Here is a 12,739-nt window from a genome sequence, read left to right on the forward strand (position 1 = left end):
AAGTCCGAAGGCCGCAAAATCGAGGATTTCTCTCGCGAATTCGCGGGAACAATCCCCCCGGCCTTGGCGTAGCCTGCTGCCGATGCGCCCGATCCTTGCTGCCCTTTTCGCCTGCTCGCTGCCAGCCTCTGCCCTCAATGTCGTGTTCATCCTGGCCGACGATTTGGGCTACGGTGAAGTCGGCTGTTTCGGTCAGCAGAAGATCCACACGCCGAACATCGACCGGCTGGCGAAGGAAGGCACCAAGCTCACCCAACACTACAGCGGCGCGCCGGTCTGTGCACCGGCCCGCTGCACGCTGATGACCGGCAAGCACCTCGGGCACGCCGAGATCCGCGGCAACCAGCAGGCCAGCGTCTCCTTCCCGCAGTTCAAAGAGGGCCAGCACCCGATCTCCGCCGGCATCGCGACGCTGCCCGCCGCATTCCAGAAAGCCGGCTACACTACTGCCGCGATCGGCAAGTGGGGACTCGGGCCCGTCGGCTCGACCGGCGACCCGAATAAGAAGGGCTTCGACCTCTTCTTCGGCTACAATTGCCAGGCGGTTGCCCACTCCTATTACCCGCGCTTCCTGTGGCGGAATGACCAGCAGGTGGAGATCAATCCCACCCCGATCCCCGGTCACGCCAAGCCGGTCGAGGGCGAAGTGAAAGCCGAACCATGGATCGGCAAGACCTACGCGCCCGACTTGATGGTGAAGGAGGCGCAGGAGTTCATCGCGTCTAACAAGTCCAAGCCATTCTTCCTCTACCTCGCCTTCATCGAGCCACACGTGGCGATCCATCCGCCGCTAGATCACCTCGATGAATATCCCAAGGATTGGGATGCCAAGCCCTATCGCGGCGAAGGCGGCTATCTTCCGAATCCCCGCCCGCGTGCCGCCTACGCCACGATGATCAGCGACCTCGACCGCCATGTCGGCGCGGTGCGCGAGGCATTGGAGAAAGCCGGCATCCTGGATGAAACTCTGATCGTATTCACGTCCGACAATGGCGCGACCCATGACGCGGGCGGCGTGGACACGGAGTTCTTCAAGAGCGTCGGCGAACTGAACGGCCGCAAGGGCTCCGTCTATGAAGGCGGCCTGCGCGTCCCGACGATCGTGCGACTTCCCGGCAAGGTGAAAGCGGGCGCGGAAAACACGACGCCCGGCTTCTTCCCGGACTGGTTCCCCACCCTCTGCGCTGCGGCCGATCTGAAAGCGCCCGATGGTCTCGACGGCATCAACCTGTGGCCCGCCCTGACAAGCGATGCCAAGGTCGAACGCACCAAGCCCATGCTCTGGGTCTTTCCCGAGTATGGCGGCCAAGTCGCGGTGCGCCTCGGTGACTTCAAGGTGCTCCGCCGCAATCTCGACACGAAGAAGCCGGGCCCATGGCAGGTCTTCGACATCGCGAAGGATCCAAACGAAACCACCGATCTCTCTGCCGGCCACCCCGAACTGATCACCCAAGCGGTCGAGGTTCTGAAGCGCGAGGCATCGCCGAATGAAATCTTCCCCGTCAAAATCCCGGACGCCTGAGCTTGAGGATCCGGGTCATCGATAATCGAGCTGCGCCGTGGCCTTCGTATCCTGCTCGCACTTGAAGCGGATCCAGTACGCCGAGAAGGCATCCGGGAACTCATAGGCGAGTGGCTTTCCGGCAATGACCTCGAAGCGACGGAAGGCGACCCAATTCCCGTCCCCTGTTAGATCGATTTCGGCACTCACCACGGAGTCCTTGTCGCAAGCCAGCGTGAGAGACTTCTTGTCGTAGCCGGTCATCAGATAGGGATCGGAAACGGCACCGGCTTTCACGTTCGTGTCTTTCCATGGGCCCCCTTGTCCACGCGGCTTGCCCATCTTCCAGATGTCGTCGATCGCCCCGGCCCATAGTGCCGCCTTGCCATCGGTCGAGTGAATGATGTGCGCATTGTCCTTCGGCGCATCCGCGGCGATACCGGTCATGATAAACAGCCCGCGGTAGGAGCAGAAGTCGTGGATGCGCCTGTTGTGCGTGGCCACCGGGCGGACCTTGGCGAAGCCGCCGGCATTCTCAGCCGGCAATTCGTAGAAGGTTCCTCGCGCGTGGAAGAAGTCGCGCTCCGTGGCCACCTCGCGGTCGACGCGGCTGTCGCCGAGCGGGCCGATCTCGTCGAGCGCAGGATCTCCTTTCGGCAAGCGCCAGCGCTTGCCATGATCATCGATGAAGAGGACCGAAGCCTCGTCCGTGGAAATCACACCCACCGGAATACCGGCGTGCTCCTTGGTGTGCGCTAGAAGCTCCTGCGTGGGTTTGAGGGTGAGGTCACCGTCCAATTCGTAGCCTCCGATGTCCTTGCCATCAGGACCGACGACGGCAACGGCCAGGGTCCGCTTGTTGTCCGCCCGGGCGCGCACGAAGCCGCCCGTGACGTCCTTTTCCGATGCGGATGCGAGTCCGTCGAAGATGGCATCCGGTGCATTACTACGTTTGTCGGAGTTGGAGAACGAGAAGGCGGCGGTCACACCGATGAGTTTCTCCGAAGAGGTCAGGCGCAGCCATACGCCCTTGAGCCCGGAAAGGTCGATCCACTGATAAGGTGATGAGAATTCCACCTCGCTGAGCTTCTTCCACGTGCCAGTTCCATCTTCATCGACCTCCAGGGTCACGGTGGCCTTGGCCGTCCCTGACTGCGCCAGATGCAGGCCTTTGTGATCGTACCCTGAAATCAGGAACGGATCACTCGGCTTGCCAGCCTCCACATCCTCCTTCACCCACACGGCGCCCCGACCAATGACGGGGCCGAAATGATCGATCTGACCGGGCTCGACGAACCATAGGTTCGACTGCGATTGCGGCGCAGCGATTTCGCCCTTGGCCTTGCGCTTGTTGAGGAACTCCGCCTTCGCCGTGTCGTCGCAGCCGAAAACCACGCAATCGTCCCACTTGCAGAAGTCTCCGATGACCTTGAGGTAATTCGAACGCGGCGCGATACCGGCCGTGTTCTTCGAGGAAAAGGTTTTCGGGAAGCTCCAGAAGGTGCCGTGCATGGTGGCCAGCAGCCTGTCCCCCTCCCCGATCTCGCGAATGCGCGGCCACTCGGTATTCCAGCCGTGGGCACCATCGTAGGAGTGCGATCCCTTCGGCAGGCGGAAGGTTTGCCACTTTCCGCCATCGAGCAGCATCAGGATCAGCGAGCGATGATCCCAACCCATCGCCCAGAGCGGATCCGAACTACTGGAGTTCCCGTAAATTCCACCGGGACCGGTCACCTCCGTGAACTGGTTCCGCCGGACGATGTCGAACCCGCTTTCCTTGCCATTCCACGTGGCAAGCACCCCAGACGGTGTTTCCGGACGCGTCTGAGCGGCCTCGCCATATTCGCCGTTGTTCGCATAAACGAGCAAGCCCTGCGAGGAATAGAGCCCCTTGCCATGGTAGCCGGGGAGGTCCGCCTTGTGGCCGCCCTTGAGCGCCTCGTCGCGGAATAGCTCGGTGACTTCCAGCGACTTCACGTCCACTTCGTAGAGCGCCTCCTCCATGCTGGCGTAGTAGATCTTACCAGCCGGATCGGTGAGGTGCCGGGCATTGGCCGTCGGACGACCGAACATCGTCGAGTACGGAATCGCTTGCACGTTCCCTTCTGAGGATACGGCATAAGGTCCGATGAAGAGCTGGTTTGACTCGCGGTGGATCATCCGGTTCGCCGGCGTGCCACCGATCGACTCGGGCCGTACGATCTGTTTCAGATCCGGCGTGATCTCATAGAGCTTGTCGGATGACCCCTTCGGCGCATGCGGTGCATAGGTGACCACCCACAGGCGATCCGCCCACGGCACCACGGCTCCGGTGCCACATTCCCCCTCTTCATTGAACATCGCGAGGTGAGGATAGATTCCGGAAAGCTGCACGGGCCCGGCAGAAAGCGGAGCTGCTAGAATGACGAAGGCGGTGAGAAGACGTCGCATCAGCCAGAAGTGTGTCGAATGCGTAAAGGTAACACGATTTCCCTCAAAAAAGCCGTGTCGGCGGAATCTCCCTGTGGCTGCGAAATTTTTTGTGTCACTTTGCGTAGCCTGCCACATCCCGTCTTCGTGGACTCTGACTCTGATTCTCCGGCTTCTCCCCCGGCTGCCCTGCTTCGCCGGATACAGGCGCGTGGACCGGGCTGGATGGAGGCCTTCGGCGAACTCGTCCGGATTCATGAGGGCTGGGTGCGTGGGTTCCTGCGCTCGCGCATCCGTGACTGGGCCGCGGCGGATGATCTGGCTCAGGATGTCTTCGTAACGGCCTTCCGCCGCATCAAGACCTACAGCGGCGAAGCGAGCTTCGAGGGCTGGCTGCGGGGCATCGCCGTGAATCACCTACGGAACTTCGTGAGGAAGCGCCGCGAACAATGCATCGGCGGCAATGACGAGCTCCAGGCACTGATCGACCGCGGCGCGGATGCCTTTCCCGCAAGCGGCGATGAAAGCGGCGCACTCGATGCGCTGACCAAGTGCCTCGACAAGATCGATGGGCCATCGCGCGAGTTGCTCAACCAGCGCTACGTGACGGGAAAAACGGTGCGCGAGATTTCCGCCGAGAGCGGCAAGGGCTACTCGGCGCTCACGATGCAGCTTCACCGGTTGCGCGAACTTCTTGCGGAGTGCGTGCAGAAGAAGATGGAGGTGCCGGAATCATGAAGCGGCAGGATGAGGAGATCGCACGGCTGTTCGCCGAAGACATGGAGGAAGCGGAGCGGAGCGCGCTTGCGAAACGGCTGGAGGCCGATCCGCAGGCTCTCGAGGTCCTCGGTGCTCACGCGGTCATCGAGGGTCTGTTAGGCGTGGCGCTCGAGGATGAGCTCACCGCCGAACGCCGCCACGCTAGGCTGATGGAGGCGGTGTCCAGGGCCGACCAGGATGAGTTCCTCTCCGGCGTGCAGGACAAGATTCGCCGCCATGCTTGGCGCAACCGCATCATGGCGATCGCCGCGATGGTCGTGCTCGGTTTTTCGACGTGGTTCTTCGTAGGGCCCGGGAAGGTGGCCAGCGTGACCCGTCTCGAAACCATCACTTGGGGCGGTGCGACGCCGCTAACCGAAGGCGGCGAACTCAAGCCCGGCACCCGCTTGCAGTTTGATAGCGGCCTGGTGGAACTCGATATGGCTGGCCGCGGACGGATGATCGTGGAAGGTCCGGCGGATCTTGAGCTGGCGGAGCCGATGCGCTCGGTGCTTCATCGCGGCCGCGTCTTGATGCGCGTGACGGAGGCCGGTCACGGCTATCGCCTTGAGACATCGAGGGGCGCGGTCGTTGACCTCGGCACCGAGTTCGGAGTGTCCGTAAGCAACGAGGGCGTGGAAACCCACGTGCTGGAAGGCGAGGTGGAAGCCATCCCCACCGACGGTGCCAAGGTCCTGCTCAAGAAAAACGATGCCCTCCGCTTCGACGGCAACGGCAGCGCGCGGATACCCGCGGACCCGGGTTCATTTTACACCTCTCTGCCGCCGCAGCGCGCGGGATCCCCGCGGGCAATCCACTGGCCACTGGAAGGAGCCGGGAGCGGCAGCGATACCGCCGAATTACGAGGATTCCCGGGAGGGGACTATGATATGAATTCCCGCGCCATGGAGCCGGGGCAGAAGCCAGCCGAGGTCCCGGGAGTGTTCGGTCATGCCTTCGCCTTCGATGGCAAGGGAGGCTACGCGGAAAGCGATTTCCCGGGAATCGGCGGGCGGGAGCCGCGCACTGTCAGCTTCTGGGTGAAGGTGCCGCAGGACTTCAGCTTGCGCGAAGGCTTCGGCATCCTCTCGTGGGGCCTCTTCGAAGGAAATAACTTTGGCGGAGTCTGGCAGGTCTCCATCAATCCAGTCGAAAAGGAAGGCCCGGTCGGCCACCTTCGCGTCGGCGCACACGGGGGCCAGATCATCGGCGCGACGGACCTGCGCGATGACCAATGGCACCACGTCGCTGTAGTGCTCTTCGAGGCCTCGCAACCCGACATCGGCAAGCACGTGCTCATCTATCTAGATGGCAAACTGGAGCCCATCTCCCGCCGTTCCCTTCAGGAGTTGAATACGCGCACCGAAGGCGCGAGCCACGGCGTGTGGTTGGGACGGAACATCACCTACAATCAAAGTGTTCCGAACCATCACGACGGCGGTTTCTTCCGCGGCGAGGTGGATGAGGTTTTCATCTTCGACACCCCGCTTTCGCAGGATGAGATCCGTGCGTTGAAGGCACGGAATGAGATGCCGAGGTAGTCCTTTGACACCAAGCCGCATCTGTCGCCCCGGAATCGGTCAATTTTCCCCGCGTCCTTGCGGCTTTCCACGCGATCGGTCAGTCTGGCCGACGGCACATGACTCTCTCCGCTCTCGATCTGTTCACCATCGGCGTCGGCCCGTCGTCGTCCCACACCGTGGGGCCGATGCGTGCGGCGTGCCGGTTTGTCGTGCGGCTGCAAGCAGAGGGACTCGCGCCGCAGGTGGCGCGATTGCATTGCGACCTCTACGGCTCACTCGCCGCCACGGGAAAGGGTCACGGCACGGACTCGGCGATCCTGTTGGGATTTCTCGGCGAGGAGCCGGAGACGGTGGTGATCGATAGCGTTCCGGAAAAGCTCGCCACGATCCGTTCGGGCAAGCTGCTCACTCCGTGGGGTGCGGAGTTGGATTTCGATGAGAAGCGCGATCTCGACTTCAAGCGCCTCAAACCCTTGCCGCTGCATCCCAATGGGATGCACTTCACTGCGCTCGACGAGAACGGAAAGCCCATTGCAGACGCGGTGGTCTATTCGCTCGGCGGAGGATTCATCGCCACCGAGGAGGAGATGAAAGCACCGCCTGTGGCCGAGGTGGCGCAGCCCTATCCCTTCACCTGTGCCGCAGAATTGATGGCGCATTGCGAGAGGACGGGCCTGTCGATCTCCTCGCTTCTACTGGCCAATGAGAACGCCTTGCGCCCCGAGGAAGAAACCCGTGCCCGCCTTGATGCCATCTGGCAAGCGATGCAAGACTGCGTGAAACGCGGCTGCTCGCACGAAGGCGTGCTTCCCGGAGGCCTGAAAGTGAAACGACGTGCGAAGGCGATCTACGAGAACCTTCGTAGTAATTCAGAAGCCTGCCTGAACGATCCGTTGACGATTCTTGATTGGGTGAATCTCTACGCACTCGCCGTGAATGAAGAGAACGCCGCGGGTGGTCGCGTGGTCACCGCACCGACGAATGGCGCCGCCGGCATCATCCCCGCCGTGCTTCACTATGCCGTGCGCTTCCGCCATTCGCTGCATGCGGATAGTATCCATCGCTTCCTGCTGACCGCGGCGGCGATCGGCATGCTCTACAAGCGCAATGCCTCCATCTCGGGCGCGGAAGCCGGCTGCCAGGGTGAAGTTGGCGTCGCCTGCTCGATGGCTGCAGCGGGGCTTGTGGAATACCTCGGCGGCACACCGAAGCAGGTCGAGAACGCCGCCGAAATCGGCATGGAGCACAATCTCGGCCTCACTTGCGATCCCGTTGGCGGGCTGGTGCAGATCCCATGCATCGAGCGCAACGCGATGGCTTCGGTGAAAGCGATCAACGCCGCCCGCCTCGCGATGGCCGGTGATGGCTCGCACTTCGTCTCGCTCGACAAGGTCATCAAGACCATGCGCGACACCGGCCGCGACATGAAGAGCAAGTACAAGGAGACCTCGCGTGGAGGTCTCGCGGTCAACGTCGTGGAATGCTAGGCCGCTAAAATCATCGCTTGGATTCGTCCAGATCCGCCATGCTGGATTCATAGGCACGCCGGACTGCATTTTCTGCTCCCAACGCGGCAAGCTCTGCCGCCCAGCGATTGCGATGCCAGAACTTCAGCCACTGGACGGCGACAGCCAGCGTGATCATGATTACCAGCCAGACTCCCCAACGCGCGGCACCTGAGTCATCAAAGATGACCAGCGAGGAAACCATGGCCACCCCGGTGAACCACCACCAATAAGGAGACCAGGAGGTAATCACGAAGACACACAGGAGAGCAATCAAAGGAATTCCCATCGACGAGAGGATCGACCCGATGATCCATTCCGGTCCCTGAAGGAAATCGCGAGACAGTGTGGCAATCTCTGGAACTTTCCCTCTGAAAATCCCTGAGAGAGAACCAATGACCTCCCCCAAGCTTCCTCCCAAAACCATGGACGACAGGTATAGGAAGATTCGCTTGATCCACTGCCAGAGCGTTTCCCCGAAGATGTCGACCGGATCCATCGGAAGCCACGCTAGAGATTTCCCTCTGATTCGTCGAGGAATGACAACGCCAGCCTACATCGCAATCTTCGTCCCCAAGTGAAGAAACCGGATACTTTTCGCAGTAGTTGATCCGCATGATTCGCACGGCCCTTCTTTCCATCGTCCTTCCTTGCATCGCCACTCCGGCGCTGCTTGCTGCGGACGAAGCACTCGCGTTCCAATCTCTCTTCAACGGTCGCGATCTCAGCGGCTGGGTGGATGTGAATACCTCTCCTGAAACGTGGACGGTGAAAGACGGCATCCTCGTCTGCTCCGGCAACCCGACCGGGGTAATGCGCTCGGAGAAACAGTATGAGAACTTCATCCTGGAGATCGAATGGCGGCACATGAAGGAGGGCGGCAATTCCGGCGTCTTCGTCTGGAGCGAGGGCGCGCCCGCCCCGGGCCAGCAGCTGCCCAAGGGCATGGAAGTCCAGATGCTGGAACTCCAGTGGCCGCGCCTCAATCCGAAGCCCGATGGATCGCCCAATCACCCCGGCTACGTTTCAGGCGAGCTCTTTGGTGCCAATGGCCTGCAAGCCGTGCCGGACTTCCCGCGCGGCGAACGAAGCATGTCGAAGGAGATGCGCTGCAAGGGTGCCGGCGAATGGAACCAGTATGTGGTCGTCTGCACCGACGGCGTGATCAAGCTCTCGATCAATGGCAAGTTCGTGAACGGCATGAGCCAGGCCAGCGTGCGGAAAGGCTACCTGTGCCTGGAGGCTGAAGGTTCGGAAATCCATTTCCGCAATATCCGCCTGCTGGAGTTGCCGGGAGGAATGGCAACTCCGGAACAAACGGCGCCTCTGGCCAAACCGTAGCGGGTCGCCCGACAAACCCTTCCGAGGCTCCCGGGCCCTTCACTCGGGAGAGAGCATCGAAGGCTTCGATTGCAGGGTGTCCTCTGCCGCTTTCCTGCAGGTGGCATATGCGCCGACTTGCCGGAGACGCTCAAACCTGAAATCCTTTAGCCGTGATGAAATCCACTGCCATCGCCATCCGCGAACTGTTCGACGCCATCGATCTCGAAGACGCTCTCGAAGGGATCAGGCTCCTCGCTGCGATCGACGCCCTTTGCCTGCGCCTCGATCAGGATCTGAAATCGAAATCCGAATCCCTCCCCAAAGCGGGCTACGTTCAGGAGAAGGTGGAGCTTTTCCGATCCTGCTGCTGGCATGCGCTGGTTCCTCAGGAAGGCACGGACCACAAGACGCCCGACGCTTGGATGGGTGCGGCAAAGGACAGCCTCCTCAAGGTGCAATTCGAGCTTTCCGGGGTCTGACCCTACGGCGATGCACCTACGCCGGATCTTCGCCGTAGCGAGGTGAATGAATGCGCAGTGCATGGCGATCCCGGAGCAGACCGCGCCCGTGACCGCCAGGTAGCCCTGCAATCACTCCCAGATCCCTTGCGAGACGAGCTGCTTCGTCGCGGCTTCCGCCCAGCCGCGGTTCGCAGCGGGTGAGGCCGGGGACGGATGGAGAATGCGGCCCAGCGTGGCGTTGGAGCCGGTGCGTTCGGCGGCGGCCTTGAGGCGCTCCTCGGCGTAACCGCCGACGCCGATCAAGTACTGTGGTTTTAGTACTTCCAGCGTCGCGGCGAGGTGATCGAGGCAGGCTTGATCCACCGGCACCATTTCGGAAGACGGAAGCTTGTCCGGCGTGAGGTTCGCTCCGGTGGCGCTCATCCAGACGAGCGGGCAGTAATTGATGACGAAGTGGTCCTTGAAGAAATCCTCCGCCTTGGGGAAACGCTCCGCGAAGAGCCCCCATAGCCGGCGGCCGCTGACCTCGGACTTGGGGCAGTCGAAGCCTTGGATCGGCCGCTTGGGATGCTCCATCGCTGGCTTTCCGACCGCCGCGGAAATGCCCATCCAATCCCGCACCGCGGGAATCTCGCCGAAGGGCACACCGGTCTGGGCCATGCCGAAGGGTCCGGGATTCATGCCGAGGAAAACAACGCGCTTCTTTCCGCCGCCGAAGCGCTTGAGATAAAGCTCGTGCGGCTCGCGGGCATAGTCGAGCGGCAGGTAAACGTGGCTGGCGGTGGAAAAGGTCAGCGGGCGCAGGCGGTCGGCCAGCGTGCGGGAGGCGGCGATCAGGGCATCGGACACGCGGCGACTCAAGCGTGGCAGGGGCAGCGAATCAACCTCTCCCGCATCCTTGCTTTCGCACCAGAGCTTCAGAGGCTGAACCGAACTCCCGAATATGACGGTCGATTGCTATCTTCTCCCTCGAGGTGAGCAAGCAAGCGATCATAGCGCGTGCCGTCATTGGCACCCCTCGTAGGGTTATAAATTTCGATCTCGTGCGCATCCAATATCCCACAGTTTCTCAGGAGCTCGATTGCCTCACGGGCAGCTTCCTTCGCGGTGTAGAGTTCATAGCCACTCGCTCTGGTGCCCTCCGCTCCAAATCCGAAGCGTGGATCCACGAGAACCTCGCCGATCTTGCGGACTGTATTGGAAGAGAACGTCACTCCAATCGCAGCAATCTTGGCGCGTTGTTCCTCGCGCGCTGCCAGATCGTCGACCTCACATCCGGCGATCACGCTGGATTGTTCGATCTCATAGACGGTGTAGGCATACCTCTCTCCAATAAAGGTCCACGTCCGGCAAACTTCGCTTTCGTGAGCTTTTGCCAGATGATCCGCGATTACTCGCCATTCATCCCGCGACTCGGGATCAGGGCATGGGTCCAAGGCTTCAAGAAGGCTGGCCCTGTGTCCGAAAAGCTCCGCATAGAGGCCGGATGGGACATCATTCGAGATCCGTACCAAGCGAACGGTGCCACGTTCCAAGCCGTCGAAAATCACGTCCGAGTGGGAGAACAGGGCTCCTCGATAAAGCTCGATAAAGGCATTTAGCGCATCATTCACACGGTCACCCCTTTGAAAGAGCCTATCCCGACAAGCGGCCGGGAAAAGGCCTGAATGAGGAGAATAGCTCGGAAACTCAAAACCGAGGGCCCGAATCAACCCTCCGGCGTCCTTGCTTTTTCCCTTGGTCTTCGGCAGAGTTCCGGATCATGAAAAGCGGCATCATCGATATATTCCTAGACGCCTTCGGCTGGGTGCTGGGGAAGACCGGACTTTTCGCGCTGGCGATCCTGACTGGCATAGCCCTCGGTGCCCTGGGCTTGTGGGCTGGCACCATGTCGGGCATCGGAACCTTCGGCTTCCGTGCGGACAAGCCAATCCTCGAGCACATCACCTGGGTCGGTGCAATCCTGCCGCAAGTGCTGCTGATGTTCTGGGCGGGAATGCTCTTCGTGCGTTCGGAGGCGGTGGGAGCGAAGCATTGGGGCCAAGTGGTCGCAGCGCAGGCGCTTCTACTCGTTTTTTGCTGCGCGGACGCGATGCCGGAGGGACTGCTTCCCCGGATGATCGCATGGTCGATCGTAGCGGTGGGAATCGCCGGCATGGCGGCGGGGCTCCGTTGGTTGGCAGGCTGGGTACAGCGGCGCGGCGAAGCGCACTTGGCCCACCTTGAGGAGGAGAATGCCTTGCGCAGGGAAGAGCTGAAGGAGAAGTACGGCACCGTGAGCGTCGGTGCTCGCGAGTTGGGCATCCTCTGATGAAGCCGGAAGCGCTGCCTTGACCGGCTCTTGCCAGAGAAGGAGGGTCGAGCGTGCGAAAAGGGAAATTGCTACCTTGGCTCCTGGCTCTTGGCGGGCTTGGGGTGGGGATTCCCGTCGCGGTGAAGCAGCATGCGCTGCGGTCTTCGGATGCGGAGCGCCACGCTGCCGCCACATCTTCATCAAAACTCGCGGAGCGTTTGGGAAAGGCCGCAACTCGTGACCGCAAGGCACCCGTCCATGATCCGGCTGCAATTGCGACGGCACTTGGCTCCGCTGATCGTGAGACGGCTGCAACCGCACTCGAAGTCCTGCTGCCTGATCTAACAAAACGCGACCTGCCTGCCGCGGCGGAGCTTGCGCAAGGCTTGGACCCTTGGGCGCAGCGGCAACGGGCGCTTCTTTTCGTCGCGGGTGCTTGGGCAAGCTCGGATCCGGAGGCCGGTGTCGAGTGGTGCGAAAGCCTGGGCAATGCCGAGGAGCAACATTACTGCATACGCACGATCTGCAACCAGCTGGCCATCACGGATCCTGCACGTGCCATGACTCTGGCAGAAGAGCATGGTGGCTCGGAGAAGAATGCTCTCGCGGAGGACATCATGCATCACTGGCCACGCAAGGATCTGAAGGCGGCGATGGCATGGGTGGAAAATCGGCAAGATCCCGGACTGAAGGATTCACTCTGGAATCATCTCGCGCTCTCACTTGCCGAAATCGATCCCAAGCAGGCTGCAAATCTTGCAGCAGAACGAATCTCGTCTGAGAAGATCCAGGATGAAGCCGTGATTTCCGTGCTGCACCAATGGGCGCTGAAGGATCGCAACGCTGCGGCGGAGTGGGTGGAATTATTTCCCGATGGCCCCTTGCGGGAGCGGGCGAAGGGTGAAGTGTTAGGGTCCCACTAAACCTGTACCATCTATCAAACCGTAGATGGTCGGACCCAAACC

Annotated in this window: 12 protein-coding genes; 8 read left to right on the forward strand and 4 right to left on the reverse strand. The window is 61.3% G+C overall.

Annotated elements, in window-relative coordinates:
- Window positions 1-82 precede the first annotated feature (82 nt).
- Window positions 83-1,522: an arylsulfatase gene (locus WKV53_RS23590; protein ID WP_341407285.1), complete on the forward strand. Its 1,440-nt coding sequence runs from the start codon at window positions 83-85 to the stop codon at window positions 1,520-1,522.
- Window positions 1,523-1,537: 15 nt separating this feature from the next.
- Here WKV53_RS23590 and WKV53_RS23595 read toward each other — a convergent pair whose 3' ends face one another.
- Window positions 1,538-3,931 carry a hypothetical protein gene (locus WKV53_RS23595; RefSeq protein WP_341407286.1) on the reverse strand — a complete coding sequence of 798 codons (2,394 nt, stop codon included), beginning with the start codon at window positions 3,929-3,931 and terminating at the stop codon, window positions 1,538-1,540.
- Between the two features lie 126 nt (window positions 3,932-4,057).
- Here WKV53_RS23595 and WKV53_RS23600 point away from each other — a divergent pair, with 126 nt between their 5' ends.
- From WKV53_RS23600 to WKV53_RS23610, 3 genes are all read left to right on the forward strand, one after another.
- Window positions 4,058-4,648, forward strand: coding sequence for a sigma-70 family RNA polymerase sigma factor (locus tag WKV53_RS23600; protein ID WP_341407287.1), 591 nt, complete (start codon window positions 4,058-4,060; stop codon window positions 4,646-4,648).
- On the forward strand, window positions 4,645-6,210 hold the full coding sequence (locus WKV53_RS23605; protein WP_341407288.1) for a LamG-like jellyroll fold domain-containing protein: 1,566 nt from the start codon (window positions 4,645-4,647) through the stop codon (window positions 6,208-6,210). The genes WKV53_RS23600 and WKV53_RS23605 overlap by 4 nt, the downstream gene beginning before the upstream one ends.
- A gap of 98 nt (window positions 6,211-6,308) precedes the next feature.
- Complete coding sequence (locus tag WKV53_RS23610; RefSeq protein ID WP_341407289.1) at window positions 6,309-7,679, forward strand: L-serine ammonia-lyase; 1,371 nt, start codon at window positions 6,309-6,311, stop codon at window positions 7,677-7,679.
- Window positions 7,680-7,689: 10 nt separating this feature from the next.
- Here the strand turns inward: WKV53_RS23610 and WKV53_RS23615 are convergent, their stop codons facing one another.
- Window positions 7,690-8,196, reverse strand: coding sequence for a hypothetical protein (locus tag WKV53_RS23615; RefSeq protein WP_341407290.1), 507 nt, complete (start codon window positions 8,194-8,196; stop codon window positions 7,690-7,692).
- A gap of 116 nt (window positions 8,197-8,312) precedes the next feature.
- Here WKV53_RS23615 and WKV53_RS23620 point away from each other — a divergent pair, with 116 nt between their 5' ends.
- Together WKV53_RS23620 and WKV53_RS23625 are read left to right on the forward strand one after the other, a co-directional pair.
- On the forward strand, window positions 8,313-9,038 hold the full coding sequence (locus WKV53_RS23620) for a 3-keto-disaccharide hydrolase (RefSeq protein WP_341407291.1): 726 nt from the start codon (window positions 8,313-8,315) through the stop codon (window positions 9,036-9,038).
- Between the two features lie 155 nt (window positions 9,039-9,193).
- Entirely contained in the window at window positions 9,194-9,499 is a 306-nt protein-coding gene (locus WKV53_RS23625) for a hypothetical protein (protein ID WP_341407292.1), read from the forward strand.
- Between the two features lie 111 nt (window positions 9,500-9,610).
- Here the strand turns inward: WKV53_RS23625 and WKV53_RS23630 are convergent, their stop codons facing one another.
- Complete coding sequence (locus tag WKV53_RS23630; RefSeq protein ID WP_341407293.1) at window positions 9,611-10,330, reverse strand: uracil-DNA glycosylase family protein; 720 nt, start codon at window positions 10,328-10,330, stop codon at window positions 9,611-9,613.
- A gap of 68 nt (window positions 10,331-10,398) precedes the next feature.
- Window positions 10,399-11,094, reverse strand: a complete 696-nt coding sequence (locus WKV53_RS23635; RefSeq protein WP_341407294.1) for a hypothetical protein — start codon at window positions 11,092-11,094, stop codon at window positions 10,399-10,401.
- A gap of 149 nt (window positions 11,095-11,243) precedes the next feature.
- On the opposite strand from WKV53_RS23635, the gene WKV53_RS23640 reads away from it, so the two are divergent.
- Together WKV53_RS23640 and WKV53_RS23645 are read left to right on the forward strand one after the other, a co-directional pair.
- Window positions 11,244-11,792, forward strand: a complete 549-nt coding sequence (locus tag WKV53_RS23640; RefSeq protein WP_341407295.1) for a hypothetical protein — start codon at window positions 11,244-11,246, stop codon at window positions 11,790-11,792.
- Between the two features lie 68 nt (window positions 11,793-11,860).
- The gene (locus WKV53_RS23645) at window positions 11,861-12,697 is read left to right on the forward strand and encodes a hypothetical protein (RefSeq protein ID WP_341407296.1); all 837 of its coding nucleotides are present in this window, start codon (window positions 11,861-11,863) and stop codon (window positions 12,695-12,697) included.
- Window positions 12,698-12,739: the final 42 nt, after the last annotated feature.

The organism is Luteolibacter sp. Y139, assembly GCF_038066715.1.
GTDB classification, from domain to species: domain Bacteria; phylum Verrucomicrobiota; class Verrucomicrobiia; order Verrucomicrobiales; family Akkermansiaceae; genus Haloferula; species Haloferula soli.